The sequence below is a fragment of the Tsuneonella suprasediminis genome (genome assembly GCF_003605755.1).
Classification (GTDB): Bacteria; Pseudomonadota; Alphaproteobacteria; order Sphingomonadales; family Sphingomonadaceae; genus Tsuneonella; species Tsuneonella suprasediminis.
In genome coordinates, this window is the sequence record NZ_RAHJ01000022.1 from 147,555 (window position 1) to 172,781 (window position 25,227).

Here is a 25,227-nt window from a genome sequence, read left to right on the forward strand (position 1 = left end):
GGCTTTGCATGTGATCGCACTCGCCGGGTTTACCCTTGTTCAGATTGTCGCGGCGTTGGCGACTGCATTTGTTGCGGCGTTTGTTCGCGGGCTGGCCGGGTTCGGCATGGCGATCCTGCTGGTGCCGGTGCTGGCATTGGCGGTTACCCCGGTGGAGGCGGTGCTGGTCACCAATGGCGTGTCCGTGCTGATCGGGTTGAGCGATGCGCGGTTCATCGCGCGCCATGCGGAGCGGTCTGCATTGGTCATCGCCGCATGGGTCCTTCTGGCAGTTGCACCGGGGCTGTGGCTGCTCTCGATCACGCCACCCGATATTGCCCGCGTGCTGATCGCGTTCGTCGCGCTGTCAGCGTTTGCCGCGATCCTGCTTCCGCAGCGCGCAGCGGATTTGCCAGGGCATTTGCATACTGGCGCAACAGGTCTTGCCACGGGTCTGCTGACCGGATTTGCCGGGATGCCCGGTCCGCCTGTCGTACCGTACTATGTTGGCAGAGCTATCCCGCGGCAAGTGGCGAAGGCATCGATGCTGCTGATTTTCACCATCGCGTCGACCAGCAGCCTCGTATCCGGGGCGGCGCTGGGGGTGATGGAGTGGCACTATCTGGTGCTGGCGGCGCTGTTGTTCCCGGCGGTGCTGGTGGGCAACTGGCTGGGTTCGCTGGCATTCGGGAAAGTCAGCGATAGGTTGTGGCGCAGCTTTGTCGCGCTGATGCTGGCTGCTGCGGCGGCTGTGGCGCTGGTGAAACTGCTCAGCTAGCTCAGAACGGCAACGCGCGACCTGCGAAGATCAGCGCCAGAGCGCAGCCACCAACGATCAGCGCACGCGCCATTGCGAATGCACGATGCTCCAGGGCTGTTTTTGCAAGGGCGATTGCCGTGGCCATGCGCCCATTGTGCGCCCGGATTCCTAATGAGCGGTTAAGGCCCGAATGTCAGAGCGATTACAGGCGCGGCATCTGCTGGCTGGCACAGTGGAACCCGCCGCCGCCCGCCAGCACGGCATCGCCCGACAGGCCGATGGTTGTTCGGTCGGGGAACAGCGCGGCAATCGCTGCAACCCCGTCTTCATCGTGCTGAGAGCCAAATGTCGGCACGACAACCAGATGGCTCGTGATCGCGAAATTGGCGTAGCTGGCCGGTTCGACCCAATCGCCGCGCGTAATCAGGCCGGGTGAGGGGATTTCACACACCTCCACTCCGAAGTCTTGCGCGCGCGCGCTGGCATCGGCGTAGATCGCGGCATTCGGGTCGTTCGACCCTGTGGGGCGTGGCAGAGCCAGCCTGTTAGGGCCAACGAAACGGGCCAGATTATCCACGTGTCCGTCGGTGTGATCGTTTATCAGTCCGTCACCCAGCCACAGCACCCGGTCGAACCCAAGGTCGCGGGCGAGCCGCGCTTCGATATCGTCCCGCGAAAGCTCCGGGTTGCGATTGGGGTTGAGCAGGCACTGTTCGGTGGTGGCAACCAGCCCGGTGCCGTCGCCATCGAGAGCGCCGCCTTCCAGAACCCAGTCGCTCTCCACCACGGGCAGGCCTGCATCGCGCGCCAGTTCCGCACCGATGGTCTGATCGCCATCCATCAGGTACTTGCCGCCCCACCCGTTGAAATGGCAGCGTAGCGCCGATCCGTCCTCGCGCACCAAGGGGCCGGTATCGCGCAGCCAGACATCGCCATACACACGCCGCTCCAGCGTGACGGCGGCAGACACCAGTGCCTTCGCCCGCGCTTCGTTGGCGCCGTCGCGCACAAGCAGGCGCACGTCCTGCCCGCTTTCCGCCACGGCATTGGCGAATACAGCGATCTGTTCCTGCGCCGGTTCGAGGAAGCCGGGCCATTCGTCGGCATCGTGCGGAAAACCGATCCACAGCCATTCCTGCGGAGCCCATTCGGGCGGCATACGTGCGGTCATCTGGCGTATCCGATGGGTGGGGTCAGCAACCGCCGGGATTGGCGGCGCAGGACTTGTCGCGAATGGCGCGGAATTCGTCTGTGGCGCGCCAGTTGGGCCATGTGTCGCCGTTGGCCAGCATCTGGCCCAGACGGTAATACAGCGCCAGATCCTGCGTCAGCCCGGCCCAGTTCCAGTCGTCCGACCATTCGTCGCTCGGCGCGTGGTAGTGGTGTTTGGTGTATTCTTCCTCTGCGGCCTCGCCTGCTTCCTTGCCGCCATCGACCCAGTCGCTGCCACGTCCGGCGGTGAACATCGGCACCCCGCGCTTGGCAAAGCTGAAATGGTCGGAACGGTAATAGTGGCCCTTTTCAGGTGTGCCTTCAGGCGCTTCGAGCAGGCCCTGTTCTTTCAGAGCCTGCCGGAACAGGTCGTTGAGGTCCGATTTGTCGCCACCGGTCATCGCATAATCCCGCACCCGCCCGCCGGGCAGCAGTGCATCGATATTCACGCCGCCAACGGTGCGGTTGAGCGGATAGATCGGGTTCTGTGCGTAGTACTCCGAACCGAGCAGGCCCGATTCCTCCAGCGTCAGCGCGATGAAGACCTGACTGCGTGCCGCGCCGCCTGCGCGGTGGCTGGCGTCGGCCAGTGCGGTGATCGCGCCGACGCCGGTGGCGTTGTCGACCGCGCCGTTGCAGATGTCGTCGCCGGTCGCATCGGGGGTGCAGCGGCCCAGATGGTCCCAGTGCGCGGAATAGAGCACATATTCGTCAGGCCGCGTCTTGCCCGGCAGAATGCCGACCACGTTATGCGATGTCGATTTGCGGATCGCATTGTCGAACCCGAAGCTGATGTTGAGGCCCAGCGGCACCGCCTTGAACCCTTTCTTCTGCGCGGCTGCGGTCAGCGTGGCGAGGTCCATCCCGGCATCTTTCAGGATCGCTTCGGCGGCAGGTTTCTGTATCCAGCCATTGGCCTGCGTCTGATCCATCGCGTTGTTCGGTTTCTGGACATAGTACTGCGCGCCGGTCCAGCTCGAATTGACGACGTTCCAGCCATAGGCGGCGGGAAACGTGTCGTGGACGATGATCGCAGCGGCGGCACCCTGACGCGCGGCCTCTTCGAACTTGTAAGTCCAGCGGCCGTAATACGTCATCCGACGCCCTTTGAAGAGCCCGTCCTGACTTTCCATCGCATAGTCGGGATCGTTGACGAGGATGACGGCGGTTTTGCCCTTCATGTCCACCCCGGCATAATCGTTCCACCCCAGTTCGGGGGCGTTGATGCCATAGCCGACGAAGACCAGCGGGCTGTTCTCGACACGGGTGTGCGGAGTGACGCGGTAACTGGTGGCGACATACTGATCGCCGAACGCGAACGACAACGGCTGCGAACCGCCGGTGATCGCCATCGGTGTATAATGGCCGCCGGTGATTTCCACTGTCGGTACTTCCTGCAACCACTGGCCATTGTTGCCCGGTTGCAAGCCTGCCCTTTTGAATTCGGCCACAATGTAATCAAGCACTTTGGGCTCTGTCGCGGTGCTGGGTGCGCGCCCTTCGAAATCGTCGGCGGAAAGGCGCTTGGTCATGGCCTTCATGATCGGGACAGACGGGGCCACCGCTTCTTCGGCACTGGTGAGCGATGCGGCGGGCGCTTCCGGTGCGGGTGTAGTGGCACATGCAGCAAGTGCGAGCGTGGCCGTTGCGGCGAACAGTGTGCGGATCATACCGGAAAATCTCCTTTGCCCGCACTCTTATGCATTCGACGGGGCCAAGGGCAAGGGCAGGTTCTTGCGCCGCTGCGGGCAAACGGGCAGTGACGCAGGCGATGAGCGGAGACTGGACAGCAGCGATAGAGCGGGCGCGCAACCATGCGCCATTCCTTGCCCGTGCGCTTGACCGGCAGCCGGATCTGGCGGCCTTGCTGGCAGCGGGCGATGGCGAAGGGGCACTGGCGCTGGCTAAGTCGGCGGGTGACGGGATCGAGGATACGGGCGTCGCGCTGCGCCGCGAACGACTGGCGCTGGCGACGGCGCTGGCGATTGGCGATCTGGCGGGTGCGTTTCCTTTGTTGCGGATTACCAGTGAGTTATCGGCGCTGGCGGACAGGGCGCTCGACCGCGCGATTGCCGCCACTATTCGCAGCCGCGTGCCCGACGCGGAGCCTGCCGGGATGATTGCGCTGGCATTGGGCAAGCATGGCGCGGGGGAACTGAACTACAGCTCGGATATTGACCCGATCCTGCTCTACGACCCGGAAACCCTGCCGCGGCGCGAGCGGGACGAACCGGGCGAGGCAGCGCAGCGTTATGCCCGCGAGATCGTTCGCATGTTGAGCGAAAATACCGCCGAAGGCTATGTTTTTCGGGTCGATTTGCGACTGCGCCCGGCATCGGAAGTCAGCCCGCTGGCGATCTCGGTCAATGCGGCGTTGTCGCATTATGAAAGCTCCGCACTGGCGTGGGAGCGGGCGGCTTTTATCCGGGCGCGTGCCTGCGCCGGGGATGTCGTGGCGGGGGAGGATTTTCTGGCGGCGATCCGTCCGTTCGTCTGGCGGCGGAGCCTCGATTTCGGGGCTATCGTTGAAATCCGGCGGCTGACTGCGCGGATCCGCGCCAGCCATGCCGGGCCTACGGTGCCGGGGCCGGGCTTTAATGTGAAGCTGGGCCGGGGCGGTATTCGCGAAGTTGAATTTTTCGCGCAGACTCATCAGCTTATCCACGGGGGGCGCGATCCTTCGTTGCGGCTGCGCGGTACGCGGGCGACGCTGGATGCACTGGCGGCAGCGGGGCGGATCGGGCGCGAGGATGCGCGTGTTCTGGGCGAGAGTTACGACCGGCTGCGGACAATCGAGCACCGCTTGCAGATGGTGGAGGATCATCAGACCCATGTGCTGCCTGCGGGCGATGCGCTGGACAATGTCGCGCATCTCGATGGATTGGCGGACGGGGCGGCGCTGATCGCTGAACTGGAGGCGATTACGGGGCAGGTGGCGGAGCGATACGATGCCCTGATCGCGGACGATGCGGATAGCAGCCCGACGGGCGTGGTGGCTGGCGATGCGCTGGCCAACAAGCTGGAAATGCTTGGCTTTCCTCAACCGGTGCATCTGGCGCAGCGGATTGAAGGGTGGAGCGATGGCCGCATCCGCGCCTTGCGATCCGAAGCGGCGCGGGGTGCGTTCGAGGCGTTGTTGCCCGCCTTGCTGGAACGGTTCGCCAAGGCGCCCGATCCGGTGCAGGCGATCAACCGGTGGGAACGGGTGCTGGCCGCTGCGCCGAGTGCGCTGAATCTGTTCCGCCTGCTGGAAGCGCGCCCGGCTCTGCTCGATCAACTCGTGCGAATTCTGATACTTGCGCCGCCGCTGGCCGATGCTTTGGGGCTGCGACCCGAATTGCTCGATGCGCTGATCGACAAGACCGCGCTCGATTTGCCGGGCAGTGTCGCGGACCTCGCTGCTGAGATGGAGCGGGGCGAAACCGGCGACGATTACGAACGCAAGCTCGACCGAATCCGCATCGTGACGGGGGAGGAACGCTTCGCTCTTGGCCTGCAAACCATTGCTGCGGTTCACGATCCTCTGGAAATTGCCACTGCGCTGGCACGGACGGCGGAAGCGGCGTTGTTGGTGGCGCAGGCGGCGGCGGAGGAGGAATTTGCCCGCGTTCATGGGCGGGTGCCGGGGCGCGAACTGGTTGTGCTGGGGCTGGGCCGGTTTGGTGGCGGGGCGCTGACATATGCCTCTGACCTCGATGTTATCTATCTGTTTTCCGGTGACTTTGAGGGGGAGTCGGACGGGGGCAGGCCGCTTGGCGTCACGCTCTATTTCAACCGGCTGGCGCAGCGGGTCAGCGCTGCGCTGTCGGTGCCGACGGCGGAGGGGGCGCTGTACGAAGTGGATACGCGGCTGCGGCCTCAGGGCGCGCAGGGGCCACTGGCTGTCAGCTTCCAAAGCTTTGAACAATATCAGAAAAATGAGGCGTGGACGTGGGAGCATATGGCGCTCACCCGTGCCCGCCCGCTCACCGGATCGAACGAAGTTCGCCAGCAATTACAGGCGATTATCGACAGTGTGCTGCATCAGGAACGCGACCCGGAGAAGCTGCGGACCGATGCGCTGAAGATGCGTGCGGAGATGGCGCGGCACAAACCGGCCAAGGGTCCGCTCGATGCCAAGCTGGCGCGCGGCGGGCTGGTCGATCTGGAATTCCTGATACATTACCTGCAGTTACGCGAGCGCACCGCCTTCAATCCACGGCTGGGAGTTGCTGTTGAAGAGCTGGTGGAGCAGGGCCTGCTGCCGCCCGCCGTGGTGCAGGCGCGGCTGCTGATGACGCGCCTGCTGGTGGCGGGTCGGCTGCTGTCGCCCGACCTTGCCGAGCCCGGCGCGGACGCGGCGCAGGCATTGGCCGAGGCCTGTGGCGAGAGCGATTTTTCGGCGCTTTTACGCGCCTTTACGGCGGCGCGGCAGGAAGTGGCCGCCGCCTGGGCCGAGGCATTCGGAGAGAAACTGGAGACGATCTGATATGACTTTCCCGCAAGTGGGCGACAAAATGCCCGATATCGCAATGGAAACCCCCGACGGCGGCACCATTTCACCATCATCTTTGACAGGAAAGAAGGCGGTTATCTGGTTCTATCCAAAGGACAATACCCCCGGATGCACCACCGAGGCGAAGGATTTCACCACATTGGCGGATGAATTCGCCGCACACGGGATCGCATTGCTTGGGGTAAGCAAGGATTCGCCGCAAAAACACCGCAACTTCATCGAAAAACAGGATCTGAAGGTGCCGCTGGCCACCGATGCGGAAGAAGGCGGCCTGTCCGATGCGCTGGGCGTGTGGGGCGAGAAGAAGAATTACGGCCGGACCTATATGGGCATGATCCGCAGCACCTATCTGCTGGCCGCCGATGGTACGATTGCCCGCATCTGGAGCAAAGTGCGGGTCAAGGGCCACGCGCAGGAAGTGCTGGAGGCAGCGAAGGCGCTTTGAGCAATCCGCCATCCACGACCATTGTGTCTCAAGCTGTGGCAGACCCGGCCGCCACAGATCTGACCACCGCCGGCCCAACTGCCGCGCCCGCCATTGTTGGGGCGGCGATCCGGGCCGCGTTGCTGACCGCCGATCCGCAGGCGAAGGTGTTCGCCGCGCGGCAGGTCGCGCGCGACTGGCGGCTGGGGCGGCTGGCGTGGGGGTTCGATGCGGCGATGCCCGACCGCCCGGCGCGGCCCGCAGCGCCGGAGCTGTTGCCACCCAACCGCATGCCCAAGCGCGGACGCGGGGGATCGGAACGGGCGCGCATCGCGCTGTGGCATTCGCTGGCGCATATCGAATTCGTCGCCATCGATCTCGCGCTCGATATGGCGGGGCGGTTCGGCAGCGAGATGGGGGCGGAATTCGTCAGCGATTTTCTGGCGGTGGCCGCGGACGAGGCGATGCATTTCGCGCTGATCGACCGCAAACTGCGCCAGTTGGGCAGCCATTACGGCGCGCTGCCCGCGCACGACGGGCTGTGGCAGGCGGCGGAAGAGACGGCGCACGATGTTGCCGCGCGACTGGCGATTGTGCCGATGGTGCTGGAGGCGCGCGGGCTGGATGTCACCCCGGCCACGCGCGACCGGGTGCGGGCGCAGGGCGACGAATCGGGGGCACGCCTGCTGCAGCGCATTCTTGACGATGAAATCCGCCATGTCGCGATTGGCGCGCGGTATCTGGGCGCAATCGCTGAATCGCTTGGTGAATCAGCAGAAAATCTCTGGATTCGGCTGGTTCGACGGCACTTTAGGGGTGGGCTGAAGCCTCCGTTCAACGACTCAGCGCGTTCAGCAGCCGGTTTATCGCTGGAAGCGTGCGCTGCGCTTGCTTCGTAAATCTTTCAACGGTTAACCCATAATCCACGAGACGGCGGGGGGTTCCGTAAAGTCTCAGAAATTTTTCGCGAAGCGGGCCTTCGGGTTTGTTTCGCCGATACCTTCGGATCGTACCGCGCATTGCATGTGCGGCAAAAACAAGGACGGGATTTCGTGGTCGTAAGCAGTTTGCAACGCCGAATCTTCGCCGTGATCGCATCGGTTGCCGCTTTTTTCACTGCAGGGATGAGCCCGGCACTGGCCAATGCCAGCGCCGCCGCCGCTACCGACATTTCCGCCCCGGTGCGCGATGCCAAGGCATCGTCGATCTCCGGCGGGGACGAGCAGTTCAAGAAACTGTTCGCATCGTGGCGCTCGCTCGATCAGAACGGTCCGTCGGCACCGCCGGCAACATCCATCGCTGTATCGATCCCGTCGCAGATGCCGGTCGATGGCGCCCGCACCAGCAGCAATTACGGGATGCGCGAACACCCCGTGATCGGTGGCCGCCGCGCGCACAAGGGCATCGATCTGGCCGCGCCGACCGGCACCCCGGTCTATGCCACGGCAGACGGTGTGGTGCAGCGCGCCGATCGTTTTTCCAGCTATGGCCTCTATATCGCGATCGATCACGGCGCATCGCTTCAGACCCGCTATGCCCACCTGTCGCGTCTGGCGGTTGCCGCTGGCGAGCGGGTGAAGAAAGGCGAAGTGATCGGCTACGTCGGCAGCACCGGCCGTTCGACCGGCCCGCACCTGCATTACGAAGTCCGCGTCGATGGCCAGGCAGTCAACCCGATCCCGTATATGGTTGAATCGGATGCCCAGCGCCGCGTCATGCTGGCGGCGGACAGCACCGGCGGTCGCGGCGGCGAGTAACCCGCCCGCTTCGCAATCACCGCGAACAAGCAAAAAGGCGGCCGGGAGCGATCCCGCCGCCTTTTTGCTTGCCCGGTTGCCGATTGCAACTAGTCTCTCCGGGATCGAACTCCGCAAAAGGAGTCGCAATGGAGAGAGATGGATGCACCCGGTAAGCCACGCGCAAACCCGTGCCGACCGCCCGGCGATTATCATGGCCGACAGCGGTGAAACGGTGACCTATGCCGAAATGGACGCGACCGCCAACCGCTTTGCCCAATGGTTGCGCGCCAACGGGTTCGGGCGCGGCGATGCCTTTGGCGTGCTGATGGAAAACAACGCGCTCTATCTGCCGCTGGTGTGGGGATCGCAACGTGCGGGCACGATGCTGGTGCCGGTTTCCACCCGGCTGACCGCGCCCGAGGTTGCCTATATCCTGCGCGATTCCGGGGCGAAGACGCTGATCACGACCCCGTATTTTGCCGATGTCAGTGCGGCGCTGCGCGACGAATGCCCCGATTGCCGCCAGATGATCGTAGGTGGCGACGGGGCGGACGATTTCTCCGCCGCGCTGGCACAACAACCGGCCACGCCGATCCCCGATCAGGCACCGGGCGCCTATATGCTCTACAGCTCGGGCACGACAGGGCGACCCAAAGGCGTGAAGCCGCCGCCCCCGCCGAGCGAGGATATTCAGGAAACCAACGCGCTGGTCGGGCTGGCGGTGATGGGCGTGGGGATGCCGGGCGATGGCGAGATGGTCTATCTCTCCCCCGCACCGCTGTATCATGCCGCTCCGCTGGCGTGGTGCTGCACGGTCCACCGGCTGGGCGGTACGGTGGTGATCATGGAGAAATTCGACCCCGAAGCGGCGCTGGCGGCAATCGAAAAATATCGCGTAACCGACAGCCAGTGGGTGCCGACCCATTTCATCCGAATGCTCAAGCTGGAGGAGGATGTTCGCACCCGTTACGATCTGTCGAGCCACCGCCGCGCGATCCACGCCGCCGCCCCGTGCCCGGTGCCGGTGAAGCAGGCGATGATCGAATGGTGGGGGCCGATCGTACTGGAATATTATGCCGGGTCCGAAGGGATCGGCATGACATTGATCCGCAGCGAAGACTGGCTGACCCATCAGGGCAGCGTGGGCCGTGCGATTCATGGCAAGCTGCACGTCTGCGGGCCGGACGGAACCGAAGTGCCCGCGGGGACCGACGGCCTGCTCTATTTCGAAAACGACGTTCTGCCCACGTATCATAACGACCCCGAAAAGACGGCGGAGGCGATGCATCCCGAAGGGTGGATGACGCTGGGCGATATCGGCCATGTCGATGAAGACGGGTTCCTCTATCTGACCGACCGCAAGAGCCACATGATTATCTCGGGCGGGGTCAATATCTACCCGCAGGAAATCGAGAACCTGCTGGTCACGCACGAGAAGGTGATGGACGCCGCGGTGATCGGCGCGCCCGATCCCGATATGGGCGAACGGGTGGTGGCGGTGGTGCAGCCGGTCGATATGGCCGATGCCGGGCCTGCGCTGGAGGAAGAGCTGCGCGCCTTCCTCGCCCCCAGTCTCGCCCGCATCAAGATGCCGCGCCAGATCGATTTCCGCGCGCAACTGCCGCGAGAGGCCAATGGCAAGCTCTATAAGCGCGAATTGCGCGATGAATATGCGGCGATGGCTGCACAGGGGGAGGATGCGTGACCGGGGGGTGAGGGTGGCTGGGGCTGGCGGGGGCTGAGCGGGGGGCAAATGCCCCACTCTCCCACGTCGCCCCGGACCTGATCCGGGGCCCAGCTTTTCTTGCGCGCCGCGTGGGAGGGAGCTGGACCCCGGCTCGGTGGCCGGGGTGACGGCGATGGTGGGGAAGTGCCACAACATCCGCACCTCCCTCTCCCCTCGTCATTGCGAGGAGCCGCAGGCGACGTGGCAATCCATCGACCGCCCTCACCCAGCCACAACCGGAGTAAGGGGAGGGACAGTCAGGCCATGGATTGCTTCACTGCGCTCGCAATGACGAGCAGAGGGCGGCGTGAATTATCGCTGGCCTTGGCGCGGGTAGCGGGTGCACCGCGAACCCCCGTCAGCCTCGCGCTCCGGCCCCTACCCCGCCCGGAGTGCGCCAATACCGGCACCAGCGCCAACAAAAGCCCAAAGCACACCGTCGCCCCGGACCTGATCCGGGGCCCGGCTTTTCTTGCGCGCCGCGTGGGAGGAAGCTGGACCCCGGCTCGCAGGCCGGGGTGACGGCGATGGTGGGAAGGTGCCACAATACCCGCACCCCACACCCCGCGCTCCCACCGCTCCCCCTCGTCATTGCGAGGAGCCGCAGGCGACGTGGCAATCCATGGCCCGCCCTCGCCCCGGCCACAACCAGAGTAAGGGACGGGAGAGTCAGGCCATGGATTGCTTCGCTACGCTCGCAATGACGAGTGGAGGGTGGCCGGGGGGCCGGGGCACTCTGGCCGGAGACTTACGCGGCCGAAAACCGAGCCGCGAATTTCGCCCCATCCCGCTGCCGCGATACGCTATTCCGCCAGTAACCGTTGCGCGATGGCGCGCACTTCATCGCCCATGTCTTCGCGTTGCAGGGCGAGGGCGAGGGTTGCCTCCACAAAGCCGGTCTTGCTGCCGCAGTCATAACGGTTGCCGTCGAATGTCACCGCGTGGAACGGCTGGCTGCCGATCATCCGGGCCATTGCGTCGGTCAGCTGGATCTCGCCGCCTGCGCCTTTCTCCTGATCTTCCAGCGTCCGCATGACTTCGGGTTGCAGGATGTAGCGGCCTGAAAGGATCTTGTTCGACGGGGCATGTTCCACCGGCGGTTTTTCCACCAGCCCGGTCACTTCGGTCAGCGTGTCGCACACGGTTGCGCCGGGTGCGATCACGCCATAGCTCGATACCGATTCCTGCGGCACTTCCAGCACGCTGATCAGATTGCCGCCGACCTGATTATAGGCTTCCACCATCTGTTTCATGCAACCGGGCTGGCCGATCATCAGTTCATCGGGCAGCAGGATCGCGAACGGTTCGTCCCCCACGATGGCGCGGGCGCACCAGATCGCGTGGCCGAGGCCCAGCGGCACCTGCTGGCGCACAGTGATGATATCGCCGGGGGTGAAGCGCGTGGGGGCCAGCACGTCGAGCGATTTGCCGCGCTCGGCCATTGTCGTTTCCAGCTCGTAAGCGATGTCGAAATGTTCGACGATGGCGGTCTTGCCGCGCCCGGTGACGAAGATCATCTGTTCGATCCCCGCTTCGCGCGCTTCGTCCACGGCATACTGGATCAGCGGGCGATCGACGATCGGCAGCAGTTCCTTGGGAATGGCCTTGGTCGCGGGCAGGAAACGGGTGCCGAGCCCGGCGACGGGGAACACGGCTTTCTTGATCGGCTTGCGGTCGGTCATGTACCAGCGATAAGCACTGCGCCGCCCCGGTGCAACCGCGACTTGCGAGCGTCCTGAAACACGCTAATGCCGCGCAATGGACAAGATTATTATCGAAGGCGGCAAACGCCTGAGCGGCACGATCCCGATTTCCGGCGCGAAAAACGCCGCGCTGACGCTGATCCCCTGCGCGCTGCTGACAGATGAACCGCTGACATTGCGGAACTTGCCGCGGCTGGCCGATATCGACGGGTTCCAGCATCTGATGAACCAGTTCGGCGTCACCACCGCGATTCAGGGCAGCAGGCCGGAAGATTTCGGCCGGGTGATGACGCTGGAGGCGACCCGGATCACCGGCACTGTCGCGCCTTACGATCTGGTGCGCAAGATGCGCGCTTCGATCCTCGTGCTTGGCCCGATGCTGGCGCGGATGGGCGAAGCGACTGTCTCGCTGCCCGGCGGCTGCGCCATCGGCAACCGCCCGATCGACCTGCATCTGAAAGCGCTGGAGGCATTCGGCGCGCAGATCGAACTGGCGCAGGGCTATGTCCGTGCCCATGCCCCCGATGGCGGGTTGCCGGGGGGAGAGTTCGATTTTCCCGTGGTTTCGGTGGGGGCGACGGAAAATGCGCTGATGGCCGCTGTGCTCGCCAATGGCACCTGTCGCCTGCGCAATGCCGCGCGGGAGCCGGAAATCGTCGACCTGTGCAACCTGCTGGTGGCGATGGGGGCGGAGATCGAGGGGATCGGCAGTTCCGAACTGACGGTGCACGGGGTGAAGCGGCTGCACGGTGCGACTTACCGCGTGATGGCCGACCGGATCGAGGCCGGGTCCTATGCCTGCGCCGCGGCGATTACCGGCGGCGAAGTCTATCTCGATGGTGCCAGGGCGGACGAGATGGAGGCCACGCTCCACGCGCTGCGTAACATCGGCGTGACGTACGATGCGGATAAGAAAGGGGTGCGGATCGCCGCCGAGGGGCCGCTGAAGGCGACCAATCTTTCCACCGCCCCCTATCCCGGCCTCGCCACCGATATGCAGGCGCAGCTGATGGCTCTGCTGACAGTGGCCGAAGGCACCAGTGTGCTGACCGAAACGATCTTCGAAAACCGTTATATGCACGTGCCCGAACTGGCGCGCATGGGGGCCGATATCGAAACCAGCGGCCGCACCGCCATCGTCAAGGGCGTGCCGAAACTGCACGGGGCGGAAGTGATGGCGACCGATCTGCGCGCGTCGATGAGCCTGGTGATCGCCGGGCTTGCCGCCGAAGGGCAGACGCAGGTGCGCCGCCTCTATCACCTCGACCGGGGATACGAACGGCTGGAAGAGAAACTCGCTCTGGTCGGCGCACAAGTCGAACGGGTGGGCGACGACTGAGGCAAAGCGCGGACCTTTCCGCCATCCTGCTCGTTGATGGGATGAGAAAGAGAGGTTTATCATGGCTTTACTGAAACTCGCCGCGCTCGGTGCCTTGGGTTATGCCGGGTACAAATATTTTGAAAAACGGCAGGGCAGCGACCGTGCGGCCTTTGCTGGAAATCAGGGTAATGTCGACGTTCGCGATGCCGGGCCATCGGCCATGCGCGACACCCCACGCCGCAAATGGAGCGCGGAGGACGAGACCAGCGACCAGAGCTTCCCGGCCAGCGATCCGCCTGCGAATTACTGACGCGCGGGTCGCCGTGCGAAGCCGTGGGAGATGGTACTCGCGGGAGCGCGCGTCTGACGTGATTCGCGGTGGACCTGCTATCCGCTGCATGGCCAGCGATAGTCCGCACCGCCCCCCACTTCGTCATTGCGAACGGAGTGAAGCAATCCATGGCCTGACTGTCCGCCCCTCACTTCGGTTGTGGCCGGGGCGAGGGCGGGTGATGGATTGCCGCGTCGCCTGCGGCTCCTCGCAATGACGAGGGGAGCGGTGGGAGCGCGGGGTGTGGGTATTGTGGCACCTCCCCACCATCCCCGTCGCCCCGGCCCCCGAGCCGGGGTCCAGCTCCGTCCCACGCGGCGCGCAAGAAAAGCCGGGCCCCGGATCAGGTCCGGGGCGACGATGTGCTTTGGGCTTTTGTTGGCGCTGCCGGTATTGGCGCACTCCGGGCGGGGTAGGGGCCGGAAGCGCTGGGGGTGGAGCGGGTTGACACGCGCCGGAGCGCGAGGCTGACGGGGGTTCGCGGTGCACCCGCAACCCGCGCCAAGGCCAGCGATAATTCACGCCACCCTCTGCTCGTCATTGCGAACGGAGTGAAGCAATCCATGGCCGGACTGCTCCGCCCCCTACTTCGGTTGTGGCAGGGGCGAGGGCGGGTGATGGATTGCCGCGTCGCCTGCGGCTCCTCGCAATGACGAGGGGAGCGGTGGGAGCGCGGGGTGTGGGTATTGTGGCACCTTCCCCGCCATCCCCGTCACCCCGGCCCCCGAGCCGGGGTCCAGCTTCCTCGAATGCGGCGCGCAAGAAAAGCTGGGTTCCGGATCAGGTCCGGGGCGACGGCAGGTGTGGGTTTCGCAATCGCTACCGCATCAGCGCGGCATATTTCCCGCCTCTGCTGCCTCGCCGCCATCACCGATGTGCCGTGCGACCAGCCATATGCGGATCGCGCCCGCCAGCCCGCACGGGTGTTCCGCCCGTATCCGCTCCTCATCGATCCGTGCGACGATGGCGGACAGCGGCACCTGCTCGCGCGCTGCCGCAGCGCGCAGCATGTCCCAGAACAGAGGTTCGAGGCTGATCGAGGTGCGGTGCCCGGCGATGGCGACCGAACGTTTCACAGGGGGGTGGTAAGGTGCGTTCATTGCCAACAGGGTATAGCCAAGGGGCAGACAGGCCTACGAATTTTTTGGGGTGGATCGTCGCCGGGCAGGGTCTTACCCACAATGGATGGGCGATGGACTTGATGCACTGACCGACAAGGAGAAGCAGACTCTCCGCCTGATCGTGCGGGGATACGATGCCAAGTCGGCAGCCCGCCACCTCGATATATCGGTGCATACCGTCAACGAGCGACTGCGCGGGGCGCGGCGCAAGCTGGAAGTGTCGAGCAGCCGCGAGGCCGCGCGGATGCTGATGGCGGAAGAAAGCGCGACCCCCGATTTTCTTGCCCGCAAGAATTTGGGGGAAGCCGAATCCGCCGCAACCGGCGAACCTGTGCCTCTCCCCGGAACTCGCCACGGTGGCGGGTGGGGCGTGGGGCGCACAGGCGCCTTGCTGATCGGAGGTATCGCGATGTCTTTGCTAGCTGCAGCTCTGCTGCTGTCCGCCCCCCTGATGACCAATGGCCCGATGGCCGATGGCGCAAGCCCACCATCGGCAGAAGATGCAGCGCGCGACTCTGCGGTGGAGGCTGCCGCTCGCAACTGGCTCGCGCTGGGCGATGCCGGTAACTGGCAGGGGGCTTTCGACAGTGCGGGCAAGAGCTTCCACGATGCCAATACGGTTGCAGGCTGGGCCGAAGCGTCTCAGCAGGTGCGCGTCCCGCTCGGTGCGGTGGTTTCGCGCGACCTGCAAACCATCCGCTACCTCAATGCGCCGCCGCACGGCTTTCAGGAGGTGCGGTTCAGGACCACGTTCGCTAACAAAGCCGACGTTATCGAGACAGTCACGCTGCAGAAGGAAGGCGGCGCGTGGAAGGTCGTCGGCATCCTGATCGACTGAGCCGTTGGGGGGCAGGGCGCCGGTGTCCGGCGTCCCAACCCGATCAATACATATGCTGGCCGCCGTTGATGCTCATGGTCGATCCGGTGACGAAGCCGCCGTCTTCGCTGGTCAGGAAAGCGACCCCGCGGGCGATTTCTTCGGCATGGCCGAGGCGGCCCACCGGAATTTTGGCGACGATTTTCTCCAGCACCGTGTCCGGCACGGCGGCCACCATATCGGTGTCGATATAGCCGGGGGCGATGGCGTTTACTGTCACACCGAATTTAGCGCCTTCCTGCGCCAGCGCTTTCGTGAAGCCGTGAATCCCGCTCTTCGCAGCGGCATAGTTGACCTGGCCATACTGGCCCGCCTGCCCGTTGATGCTGCCGATATTGACGATCCGGCCCCAGCCACGTTCGCGCATTCCGGGGAAGCAGGCCTTGGCCATATTGAAGCAACCACCCAGATTGACGCGCATCACGTCGTTCCAGTCGTCGAAGGTCATCTTGTGTAAAGTACCGTCGCGGGTGATCCCGGCGTTGTTGACGACGATATCGACATCGCCAAAATCGGTGGTGATCTGTTTGCAGCCTTCGATGCAGGCATCGTGATCGCCCACATCCCACTTCATCACGGCGATGCCGTGCCGATCGGCAAATTCTTTCGCCTTCGTGTCGTTGCCTGCATAATTGGCGACGACTGTGCGGCCCTGTTCTTTCAGCGCAAGGCTGATCGCTTCCCCGATCCCGCGGGTGCCCCCGGTAACGATTGCAACGCGTGTCATAATTACTCCCGTGCCTGTTCAGGTTGTCTCGACTCTCCAAAGTCGAACCTAGGCGAACAGTCGCCGGGGACAAAGAAAAACCCCGCTGGCAGCGGGGCTGTTCATACGAATTCGCTATATTCGGCACGAACAAGTGCCAGCGATGCGGTTAAACGATGCGATCAGAAGCGGAACTGAGTGCCGACATAGACCGCCTGATTATCCTGAACCGAATCGGTCAGCGGCGCCAGGCGGTCGCGATCCTGCGACAGGCGGACGCCCGCTGTCACGTCGAGGTTGCGCGATACGCGGAATGCACCGCCGACATCGACCGATTGCTGGCCGGCTGCGCCCAGAGTGCGCGGTGCGCGGCCAACGTTTCCGTCGCGCTCCACCGAAATGCGCGCCTGCAACCGGCTGGGTTTGTCGTCTTTTTTGTCGCCTGAATCGAATGTAGACAGGTCGGCCATCGGCGTATCCGATATGTCGAGCTTGACCGGATCGGGCTTCGCGAAAGACTGGTATCCGCGGGCGATGCCCAGATTGTACCGCGTTGACGCCAGGCTGGCGATCGACGGGCCGTTGCCCGCTTCGCCCTTGGCGGAAGCGATGGCGTTGTGCACCGAAATGGCGCGGGCGCTGTCATCGTCGATGCGGATGGCGACGGTTACCGTGCGGGCGTCGCTGGCGGGCGATGCCGCAGGGGTGAAGCGCAGCGATTTGCCGCTTGCCGCGATCTTGGCGGCCAGCCGCCGGGCGATTGCCGGATCGACATTGGCAGGCGTGAACGTGGCGATCGAGCCGAGCGGGCGTTCGCCCCCGGCAGTCTGCGAACCGACTGCGGTCACTGCAAGCCCTGCGGTGGGGACGGCCAGAGCGGCCGCGGCGGCAGCGCCCAGAACAGCAGGCGTGCCGAAGCGTTTGAACGCCTTGCTGCCGATGCTGTTGCCACGCCTGCCCACGGTAAAACCCTGTCTCGTCCCTTATGCGACCGGCCCTATTACGGGCGGCGTACTATTCAACGCCTGCCGACCTTAACCTTCAATGAGCGACTCGGTTACCGGCCACCCCTTGCCCCGTTCGCGATGGCGGTTGAAAAATCGACTCGCCTCCGGATCTGGGTTAATTCGAACGATAACGAAAACGCGCCAGTTTTTACAAGTTTTTCGATGCACCGCGTGGCTTTGCCGGTTTACCTGTTGCCTCTTTTCCACAACCGGTCCACCGAATAGAGGTTCAGCGGCCATTCACCGCCAACAAACGCATTTACTGCGCGACACCTTGCTTGCCGGAGCCGCGCGCTCTAGAGGCTCGACAGAGACTTATCGAGGACGATCGACCCCCATCATGACCGCCAGTTCGACCACCACCCGTATCGCCCGCGCCGCCATTGCCGTTGCGGCCATCGCCACCCTCGCTGCCTGCGGCGGTCGTGACCGGCCCAAGGCGGACCTTGCCGCTGCCAATGTGACGACGATCGGCGTCAATTCATATCTCTGGCGCGCGGCGCTGGAAACGGTCAGCTTCGCACCGCTGCTTCAGGCGGACAGCAACGGCGGCGTGATCGTGACCGACTGGTATTCCAACCCGCAGAACCCCGGCGAACGGGTGAAGGTGACCGTGTCGATCCTCGATCAGGATCTGCGCGCCGATGCCATCCGCGTCGCCGCCAGCCGTGAAGTGAACCAGAACGGCGCCTGGGTCGATGCTCCGGTGCAGGCGGCCACTGTGCAGAAACTGGAAGATATCATCCTGACCAAGGCGCGCGAACTGCGCCGTCAGGCCATCGCGGGCTGATTTCCCAGCCGGAGGATAGTACATGACCGATCAGCGTTTCGATCCGTCGGCGGCGGACGGGCGCTGGCAGCGTGCCTGGGAACAAGCCGGGACGTTCACTGCCGACAGCGACAGCAGCAAACCCAAAAGTTACGTGCTTGAGATGTTCCCCTATCCATCGGGGCGCATCCATATCGGGCACGTCCGCAACTATACGATGGGCGACGTGCTTGCCCGGTATAAACGGATGACCGGGCACGAAGTGTTGCACCCGATGGGGTGGGACGCGTTCGGCATGCCCGCCGAAAACGCGGCGATGGAAAAGGGCGTGCATCCCGGTGGGTGGACGCGCGACAATATCGCCAACATGAAAGCGCAGCTGAAACGGATCGGCTTCGCGCTCGACTGGACGCGGGAATTCGCCACGTGCGATCCCGAATATTACGGCCACGAACAGGCCCTGTTCCTGCGCCTGTACGAAGCCGGGCTGGTCTATCGCAAGGAAAGCGAGGTCAACTGGGATCCGGTCGATATGACCGTGCTGGCCAACGAACAGGTGATCGACGGCAAGGGCTGGCGTTCGGGTGCCGAAGTCGAAAAGCGCAAGCTGAGCCAGTGGTTCCTCAAGATCACGCAGTTCGCGGAAGAGCTGCTCGATGGATTGGGCACGCTCGACAAATGGCCCGACAAGGTTCGGCTGATGCAGGAAAACTGGATCGGCAAGAGCCAGGGCCTGCAATTCCGTTTCGATCTCTCCGATGGCAATCAGGTGGAGGTCTATTCCACCCGGCCCGATACCATTTTCGGCGCCAGTTTCGTCGCGGTCGCGCCCGATCATCCGATCGCGCAAGGTGTCGCCGCCAACAATTGCGATGCTGCGAAGTTTATCGACCAGTGCAAGCGCGGGGCGACCACCGCCGCGGCGCTGGAAACCGCGGAAAAGCTCGGCTTCGATACCGGGATCGGTGCGGTGCACCCGTTCACCGGGCAACATCTGCCGGTGTTCATCGCCAATTTCGTGCTGATGGATTATGGCACCGGCGCGGTGATGGGTGTGCCGGGGCACGATCAGCGCGATTTCGAATTCGCCACTAAATACGAACTGCCAATCACCCGCGTCGTCGCCAGAAGCGCGGACGACGCCGATGCGCCGTTCGCGGGCGAGGCCGAAGCGGGCGACGGGGTTCTGGTCCATTCCGATTTCCTCAACGGGATGGCGGTGGAGGAAGCGATTGCCGCAGTGATCGTTCGCGCCGAAGCCGGTGGCTGGGGCGAAGGACAGACAGTGTGGCGCCTGCGCGACTGGGGCGTTTCGCGCCAGCGGTACTGGGGCACGCCGATCCCGTTCATCCATTGCGACGCCTGCGGGATCGTGCCGGTGCCCGAAGATCAGCTGCCGGTGACGCTGCCAGACGATGTCGATTTCAAGACGCCGGGCAACCCGCTCGAACGTCATCCCACGTGGAAGCATGTCGATTGCCCGCAATGCGGCGCGGCGGCGCGGCGGGAAACCGACACGCTCGACACGTTCGTCGATTCGAGCTGGTATTTTCTGCGTTTCGCCAGCCAGCCCGCGGATAAACCGTTCGACCGCGATGAAGTGGCCAAATGGCTGCCGGTGGAACAGTATATCGGCGGGATCGAACACGCGATCCTGCACTTGCTCTATGCCCGGTTCTGGACCCGCGCGTTGCAGCATTGCGGGATGATCGACTTTGCCGAACCGTTTGCCAGCCTGTTCACGCAAGGGATGGTGACGCACGAAACCTATTCGCGCCGCGAAGGCGACCGCGACATATGGTACGGCCCCGAAGAGATCGAACGCAGCAGCGATGGCGCGGTGCTGGTGGCCGATGGCCAGCCAGTCGATATCGGCAAAGTCGTCAAAATGTCGAAATCGAAGAAGAACGTGGTCGATCCCGATGCGATGGTCGATCGCTTCGGGGCCGACGCGGTGCGCTGGTTCATGCTCAGCGACAGCCCGCCCGAACGCGATCTGCCGTGGTCCGAAGCGGGGATCGAGGGCTGCGGGCGTTTTGTGCAGCGGTTGTGGCGCATCGTCGCCAATGGTGCGCCCGATGCAGCGGGCGATGCCAATCCGGCACTCGCCAAGCTGATGCACCGCACGATTGCCGGGGTCGCCGCCGATATCGAGGCGTTGCAGTTCAACAAGGCGGTGGCCAAGATCTACGAACTGACTGGCGCGGTGGAGAAAGCCGGGCCTTCGCCCGAACGCGCCGAAGCGGTCGCTACGCTGCCGCGTCTGGTATCCCCGATGATGCCGCATCTGGCCGAATCGATGGCCGAAGCGCTCGGCACCGGCGGGCTGGTGGCGGAAGCGGACTGGCCCACGGTCGATCCGGCGCTGCTGGTCGATGACGAAGTGACCATCGCCGTGCAGGTGAAGGGCAAGCTGCGCGATACGCTGACCGTTGCCAAGGGGATGCCCCGCGAAGAACTGGAAGCGCTTGCACTCGCCAGCGAGAAGGTTCAGCGTTCGCTCGATGGTGCGGAGGTACGCAAAGTGATCGTGGTGCCCGACAGGCTGGTGAATATCGTCGCATGATGGCGACGCTGCGCCTCCTCGCCGCCGGGATGCTGCTGGCCGGGCTGTCTGCCTGCGGGTTGCAGCCAATGTATGCCGGTGGCTCCAGCGGAGCGGTTGCGCGCGGTCTGGCGGCAGTGGAAGTGCCCGCTATCGAAGGGCAGGCGGGCTGGCTGGTCCGCAATGCGCTGACCGACCGGCTGGAAGCGGGCGGCAAGGAAACCCCGCAATACCGGCTGGTGGTGCGGCTCGACGATCAGCTCGAAGGGCTGGGCGTGTTAAGTGACGATACCGTGGGCCGCGAACGGCGCACTTTGCGCGCACGCTATCAGCTTGTCAGCCTCGCCAATGGCGAAATCCTGCTCGACGCAACCGCGGGATCGGATGCCGGTATCGATGTCGTCTCCAGCGAATATGCAACGATTGCCGCTGAACAGACTGCGCTGGAAAACCTCGCCAAAGTGGTTGCCAGCCAGATCGCTACGCAAGTCGCGCTGACGCTGCGCGAGCGGCGATGAAGGCGACACAGCGGGATTTTGCCGCCGCCGCCCCACGGGCCGCGCGCTCTGCACGGGTTTTCTTTTTCTGCGGGCCGGACGAAGCCGGGGCCAACGCCGCCGCACAACGGATCGCCGCGATGCTGGATGATCCGGGGGAACGGGTCGATCTGGCAGGTGGCGATTTGCGCCGCGATCCCGTTCTGCTCGACGATGAAGCCCGCTCGACTTCGCTGTTCGCGGGCAGCCGTCATATCTTCGTGCGCGCCAGTGGTGATGAGGCGCACGATGCCGTCGCCAATCTGCTGGCGGCGATCGACAGCGGGGAAGGCGATCCGTGCCCGGTGCTGATCGTGGCCACATCCGCCACCGACAAGGCGCGCACGGCCAAGCTGCTGGAAAAGCGCGACGATGCGCTGGTGGCGATGTTCTGGCCGCCCGATCTCAACCAACTGCGCGATATGGTTCGCACGATGGGCGATGAAGCGGGCTTGCGCCTCAGCGGGCCGATGGCCGAACGGATCGCCCGCGCCACCGGGCTGGACGTGCGGCTGGCGCAGTCCGAAGTGACCAAGCTGGCGCTCTATCTCGATGCCGGTCCCGAAGCGCCGGTGACGGTCGATGCCGAAGCGCTCGACCTGATTGGCGCGCGGACCGAGGAAGACGGGTTCATGCCGTTGGTCAACGCGGTGCTGTCGGGCCGCGCGGCGGAGCTGGCGGGCGAATTGCACCGGATGCGGGAGATGAACCTCAACCCCGTTGGCTTGCTGCTCGCGTTCGAACGGCGCGCGGCACAACTGGCGCAGCTCGATTCGCGGTTGGCGCCGGGACAGAATCCGCGCCAGTTCGTGCAGGCGGAGACGAAGGCGCGGCGGGTGTTCTTCAAGGACGCGCCCGACCTGTCCGATCAGCTATCGGTATGGCGCGGCAAGCGGCTGGATCGGCTGGTGTCGCGTCTGGTCGAACTGCATCGCGCGCTGCTGGCGAATAGTTCGGCCAGCGAAACGCTGCTGACGCAGGCGCTGGCGGGTATTGCGCGGGTGGGCGCTGGCGCCCGTAAGTGAGGTATTCGCGCCCGGTGCATTGTGCCGCAGCGCACCGTGGCCAGCGGTTTACTTCCCGCCGTCTTTCGGCACGGAGAACGATCCGCTGACGCGCCCGTTGCCGCTGCTCTTCACCGCGCCGGTGATCGGGGCAGATCCGCTGGCATTGCCATCGACGCTGGAAACACCGCTCCGCAAGTCGATCACCAGCCGCCCGCCGTTGAGCGTATCGGTGCCGCGCAGCAGCCGCACATTGCCCGCCATCGTGATGATCCGGCGATTGAAATCGTACACCGCCACATCGCCCGATGCGCGTTCGTTGCCGCGCGTCACCGTCACCCCACCAGTGGCCATGATGCGCTGAATTTTCAGCGATCCCGCATCGGTATAGTTGATGATCGTGCGGGCGGCGCGCAGCCGCAGCCCAGCCTGCGTCACATCGACATTGCCCGACAGCACCACCCGCTTTTCCCGATCCTGCAGCTCGATCCGGTCGGCGGCATAATCGACCGGCGCATCGGAATTATGCCCGGCAATCGCCTGCGCGCCTGCCTGTATCCCAGCGAACGCCGCACAGGTCAGCACAAAGCCCAGCGTGGCATTACGCAGCGCGGTGCGGGCATTGAAGGGGGAACGAGAGGTCATGGAGTTGGCTTTCTGGTCTGGCTGATCTGAGGCATCTGGAGTTTGCCCGGAACCATGCGAAGGCGCGCATTGCCATCCAGCAGGATGGTACGCGCGGCGAGGTCGGCCTCCAGACGGTTGGCAGAGAACGTGCCGCCCGGGATCGCACCGGATACCCCGTTGCTGCCCACCAGTGTCTGTTTGGCAAGGTTGATTTTTACACCGCGCGCCAGCACATTGTATCCATCGGCGGCGGTAAAGTGGACATCGCCGTCGACATCGACCACCTGACTACGCAAGTCGAACTGGCCTGCCGGGGCAACGATCTGCGCGGGGCCATCGGGCAACAGCATCCGGCCGACAAGATCGTTCATCCGCACGATCCCTTCCTTGCTGGATTTCTGCACCGCGCTGCCTGCAGTGAGCGAGAACGGCCGCCGGTTATCGTCCAGCCCGCGATACATCGCGTTATCCACCCGCAGCCGTTCGTGGACCACGGCAACCTTGTTCTTGTCGAGCAGGAAGCTGACTTCGCCGCGCGGCGACAGCGGGGTAATCACCATCAGCGCGGCGACAACGCCCACCGCCATCGGCAATGCCTTGGCCAGAAACCCAACCAGCCGATCGTGCGAACCACCGGGCGCGGCAAAGTGTTGCCGCGTGCTGCGCAGCTGCCTCGCCTGTTCGGTTTCGATCTCTTCGACGCCTGTCATTGCCTGTTGTCCTGAGCGGGGGCGGCCCTACTCGTGGCTGAATATGTCCTTGTCCGCCCATCCGGCCATGTCGAGCCGGGCGCGGGTGGGCAGAAAATCGAAGCATGCCTGCGCGATTTCGGTGCGGCCTTCGCGTTCCAGCCGCCCGGCCAGCACATCGCGCAGGCGGTGGAGATAGCGCACGTCCGACGCGGCATAGTCGCGCTGCGCCTCGGTCAGTTCGGGGGCGCCCCAGTCGCTCGACTGCTGCTGTTTGGAAATTTCCCCGCCGAGCAGTTCGGTGACGATGTTCTTCAGCCCGTGGCGGTCGGTATAGGTGCGGGTCAGCTTGCTGGCGATCTTGGTGCAGAACACCGGCGCGGCCATCGTGCCGAGGTAGTATTCGATAGCAGCCAGATCGAACCGGGCGAAGTGATAGAGCTTCAACCGGTTCGGATCGCCCAGCAATGCCTTGAGGTTGGGCGCGTCGTAATCGCTGCCCACCTTGAACCGCACGAGATGTTCGTCCGGCCCGCCATCGCTCAGCTGCACCACGCACAGCCTGTCGCGATGCGTCACCAGACCCATCGTTTCGGTATCGACCGCGATCGGCCCGTCGCCTGCCAGCACACCGGCGGGCAGATCCTCTTCATGGAAATGTACAGTCATCGCAGGTGTCCTTAGGGCGATTGGGGATAGAGGGAAAGAGGCGCTGGCGAGCATCGGTCGCGCAGCGTAGCGAGAAAGTATGGCAAGCGAAGCAATCCCCGATAGCTGGCGCGCGGTGCTGGAGCCCGTGCTGGCCACGCCCGAAGCCCGCAAACTGGGCGGTTTCCTGCGCGCGCAGGAGGATGCGGGGCACGCCATCTATCCCCCGCGCGGCAGTCGTTTGCGGGCGCTGGAACTGACCCCGCTCGATTCGGTGAAAGTCGTGATTCTGGGGCAGGATCCCTATCACGGGCCGGGGCAGGCGATGGGACTGTGCTTTGCCGTGCCCGACGGGGTGCAGGTGCCGCCCAGTCTGGTCAATATCTACAAGGAACTGGAGGGCGATCTGGGAATCGCGCCGCCGCGGCACGGCGATCTGTCGCACTGGGCGCGGCAAGGCGTGCTGTTGCTCAACAACACGCTGACGGTGGAGGCCGGCAAAGCGGGCAGCCACGCCGGGCGCGGATGGGATGCGATTACCGATGCCTGCGTCGCTGCCGTGGCGGAGCGGCCCGAACCGAGCGTGTTCATCCTGTGGGGCAGCCACGCGCAGAGCAAGGCTGCGCGTATCCCGGCGCTGCAGGGCGACACCCCGCATCTGATCCTGCGCAGCCCGCATCCCAGCCCGCTGTCGGCCTATCGCGGGTTTTTCGGATCGCGCCCGTTCAGCCAGACCAATGCCTTTCTGGAACAGCACGGGCGGGGCGGAATCGACTGGGACATGGACCGCTCCTTGCAGTTTTGAAATCTGTGACTTTTGCGGGAAAGCTACGGTTTTTCCGTGGCTTGTGTGTGACTTTCCGCGGCCTGCTGTGGACTTCGCCAAATCGCGGTTTGCCACACCCTGCGGCGCGACCAGGCGACACCGCAAATGAGCCATCTGGCGCATAGCGTAGCAGCACAAAACCATGCCACCCGCTCAAGCATAGCGCGGCGGGTGTAGGGAAG

General features: G+C 64.4%; 24 protein-coding genes. 14 read left to right on the forward strand and 10 right to left on the reverse strand.

The genetic code is table 11. The features are described from left to right. The first annotated feature begins 10 nt into the window (after window positions 1-10). Window positions 11-757, forward strand: coding sequence for a sulfite exporter TauE/SafE family protein (locus D6858_RS14855; RefSeq protein ID WP_120112398.1), 747 nt, complete (start codon window positions 11-13; stop codon window positions 755-757). A 1-nt stretch (window position 758) separates the two neighbouring features. Here the strand turns inward: D6858_RS14855 and D6858_RS16230 are convergent, their stop codons facing one another. Genes D6858_RS16230 through D6858_RS14865 form a run of 3 tightly spaced genes read right to left on the reverse strand, consistent with a single transcriptional unit; the run spans window position 759 to window position 3,621 of the window. Further along, on the reverse strand, window positions 759-884 hold the full coding sequence (locus tag D6858_RS16230) for a hypothetical protein (protein ID WP_276308693.1): 126 nt from the start codon (window positions 882-884) through the stop codon (window positions 759-761). Between the two features lie 57 nt (window positions 885-941). Then, the gene (locus D6858_RS14860; RefSeq protein ID WP_120112402.1) at window positions 942-1,910 is read right to left on the reverse strand and encodes an agmatine deiminase family protein; all 969 of its coding nucleotides are present in this window, start codon (window positions 1,908-1,910) and stop codon (window positions 942-944) included. Between the two features lie 22 nt (window positions 1,911-1,932). Beyond that, entirely contained in the window at window positions 1,933-3,621 is a 1,689-nt protein-coding gene (locus D6858_RS14865; RefSeq protein WP_120112405.1) for a M28 family metallopeptidase, read from the reverse strand. Between the two features lie 101 nt (window positions 3,622-3,722). On the opposite strand from D6858_RS14865, the gene D6858_RS14870 reads away from it, so the two are divergent. The 5 genes from D6858_RS14870 (at window position 3,723) to D6858_RS14890 (ending at window position 10,314) form a co-directional block, all read left to right on the forward strand. Next, on the forward strand, window positions 3,723-6,419 hold the full coding sequence (locus D6858_RS14870) for a bifunctional [glutamine synthetase] adenylyltransferase/[glutamine synthetase]-adenylyl-L-tyrosine phosphorylase (protein ID WP_120112409.1): 2,697 nt from the start codon (window positions 3,723-3,725) through the stop codon (window positions 6,417-6,419). A 1-nt stretch (window position 6,420) separates the two neighbouring features. Then, complete coding sequence (locus D6858_RS14875; RefSeq protein WP_120112413.1) at window positions 6,421-6,891, forward strand: peroxiredoxin; 471 nt, start codon at window positions 6,421-6,423, stop codon at window positions 6,889-6,891. A gap of 35 nt (window positions 6,892-6,926) precedes the next feature. Then, window positions 6,927-7,769 (forward strand): ferritin-like domain-containing protein, encoded by an 843-nt coding sequence (locus D6858_RS14880; protein WP_420823840.1) that lies wholly within the window; start codon window positions 6,927-6,929, stop codon window positions 7,767-7,769. A gap of 153 nt (window positions 7,770-7,922) precedes the next feature. Next, entirely contained in the window at window positions 7,923-8,627 is a 705-nt protein-coding gene (locus D6858_RS14885; protein ID WP_338067321.1) for a M23 family metallopeptidase, read from the forward strand. Between the two features lie 142 nt (window positions 8,628-8,769). Beyond that, window positions 8,770-10,314 carry an acyl-CoA synthetase gene (locus D6858_RS14890; protein WP_120112433.1) on the forward strand — a complete coding sequence of 515 codons (1,545 nt, stop codon included), beginning with the start codon at window positions 8,770-8,772 and terminating at the stop codon, window positions 10,312-10,314. 824 nt (window positions 10,315-11,138) lie between these two features. On the opposite strand, the gene D6858_RS14895 is transcribed toward D6858_RS14890, so the two are convergent. Next, complete coding sequence (locus tag D6858_RS14895) at window positions 11,139-12,017, reverse strand: UTP--glucose-1-phosphate uridylyltransferase (RefSeq protein ID WP_120112437.1); 879 nt, start codon at window positions 12,015-12,017, stop codon at window positions 11,139-11,141. Between the two features lie 76 nt (window positions 12,018-12,093). Between D6858_RS14895 and murA the strand changes: the two genes are divergently transcribed. Both murA and D6858_RS14905 read left to right on the forward strand, forming a co-directional pair. Further along, window positions 12,094-13,377 carry a UDP-N-acetylglucosamine 1-carboxyvinyltransferase gene (gene murA, locus D6858_RS14900; RefSeq protein WP_120112441.1) on the forward strand — a complete coding sequence of 428 codons (1,284 nt, stop codon included), beginning with the start codon at window positions 12,094-12,096 and terminating at the stop codon, window positions 13,375-13,377. Between the two features lie 61 nt (window positions 13,378-13,438). After that, the gene (locus D6858_RS14905; RefSeq protein ID WP_205443253.1) at window positions 13,439-13,669 is read left to right on the forward strand and encodes a hypothetical protein; all 231 of its coding nucleotides are present in this window, start codon (window positions 13,439-13,441) and stop codon (window positions 13,667-13,669) included. A gap of 848 nt (window positions 13,670-14,517) precedes the next feature. On the opposite strand, the gene D6858_RS14910 is transcribed toward D6858_RS14905, so the two are convergent. Next, window positions 14,518-14,790 (reverse strand): ribbon-helix-helix domain-containing protein, encoded by a 273-nt coding sequence (locus tag D6858_RS14910; protein ID WP_205443251.1) that lies wholly within the window; start codon window positions 14,788-14,790, stop codon window positions 14,518-14,520. An 85-nt stretch (window positions 14,791-14,875) separates the two neighbouring features. Between D6858_RS14910 and D6858_RS14915 the strand changes: the two genes are divergently transcribed. Continuing rightward, entirely contained in the window at window positions 14,876-15,649 is a 774-nt protein-coding gene (locus D6858_RS14915; protein ID WP_120112448.1) for a helix-turn-helix domain-containing protein, read from the forward strand. A 43-nt stretch (window positions 15,650-15,692) separates the two neighbouring features. Here the strand turns inward: D6858_RS14915 and phbB are convergent, their stop codons facing one another. Both phbB and D6858_RS14925 read right to left on the reverse strand, forming a co-directional pair. After that, on the reverse strand, window positions 15,693-16,415 hold the full coding sequence (gene phbB, locus D6858_RS14920) for an acetoacetyl-CoA reductase (protein WP_120112450.1): 723 nt from the start codon (window positions 16,413-16,415) through the stop codon (window positions 15,693-15,695). Between the two features lie 161 nt (window positions 16,416-16,576). Beyond that, window positions 16,577-17,356: a hypothetical protein gene (locus D6858_RS14925; protein ID WP_240623864.1), complete on the reverse strand. Its 780-nt coding sequence runs from the start codon at window positions 17,354-17,356 to the stop codon at window positions 16,577-16,579. A 385-nt stretch (window positions 17,357-17,741) separates the two neighbouring features. Here D6858_RS14925 and D6858_RS14930 point away from each other — a divergent pair, with 385 nt between their 5' ends. Genes D6858_RS14930 through holA form a run of 4 tightly spaced genes read left to right on the forward strand, consistent with a single transcriptional unit; the run spans window position 17,742 to window position 22,276 of the window. Further along, entirely contained in the window at window positions 17,742-18,191 is a 450-nt protein-coding gene (locus D6858_RS14930; protein WP_120112452.1) for a DUF3576 domain-containing protein, read from the forward strand. Window positions 18,192-18,213: 22 nt separating this feature from the next. Continuing rightward, complete coding sequence (gene leuS, locus D6858_RS14935) at window positions 18,214-20,736, forward strand: leucine--tRNA ligase (protein WP_120112454.1); 2,523 nt, start codon at window positions 18,214-18,216, stop codon at window positions 20,734-20,736. Beyond that, window positions 20,733-21,233 carry an LPS assembly lipoprotein LptE gene (gene lptE / locus D6858_RS14940; protein ID WP_240623865.1) on the forward strand — a complete coding sequence of 167 codons (501 nt, stop codon included), beginning with the start codon at window positions 20,733-20,735 and terminating at the stop codon, window positions 21,231-21,233. Before leuS ends, lptE begins: the two co-directional genes overlap by 4 nt. Next, complete coding sequence (gene holA / locus D6858_RS14945) at window positions 21,230-22,276, forward strand: DNA polymerase III subunit delta (RefSeq protein ID WP_120112456.1); 1,047 nt, start codon at window positions 21,230-21,232, stop codon at window positions 22,274-22,276. Before lptE ends, holA begins: the two co-directional genes overlap by 4 nt. Before the next feature lie 48 nt (window positions 22,277-22,324). On the opposite strand, the gene D6858_RS14950 is transcribed toward holA, so the two are convergent. From D6858_RS14950 to D6858_RS14960, 3 genes are read right to left on the reverse strand one after another with little or no spacing between them, the layout of a single operon-like run. Next, a complete protein-coding gene (locus D6858_RS14950; RefSeq protein WP_120112459.1) occupies window positions 22,325-22,900 on the reverse strand; it encodes an LptA/OstA family protein in 576 nt (191 codons plus the stop codon). Further along, the gene (locus tag D6858_RS14955; RefSeq protein WP_120112462.1) at window positions 22,897-23,592 is read right to left on the reverse strand and encodes an LPS export ABC transporter periplasmic protein LptC; all 696 of its coding nucleotides are present in this window, start codon (window positions 23,590-23,592) and stop codon (window positions 22,897-22,899) included. Before D6858_RS14955 ends, D6858_RS14950 begins: the two co-directional genes overlap by 4 nt. Window positions 23,593-23,619: 27 nt before the next feature. Further along, window positions 23,620-24,240, reverse strand: a complete 621-nt coding sequence (locus D6858_RS14960; protein WP_120112465.1) for a ribonuclease D — start codon at window positions 24,238-24,240, stop codon at window positions 23,620-23,622. A gap of 79 nt (window positions 24,241-24,319) precedes the next feature. On the opposite strand from D6858_RS14960, the gene ung reads away from it, so the two are divergent. Next, window positions 24,320-25,024: a uracil-DNA glycosylase gene (gene ung / locus D6858_RS14965; RefSeq protein ID WP_120112467.1), complete on the forward strand. Its 705-nt coding sequence runs from the start codon at window positions 24,320-24,322 to the stop codon at window positions 25,022-25,024. Window positions 25,025-25,227 lie beyond the last annotated feature (203 nt).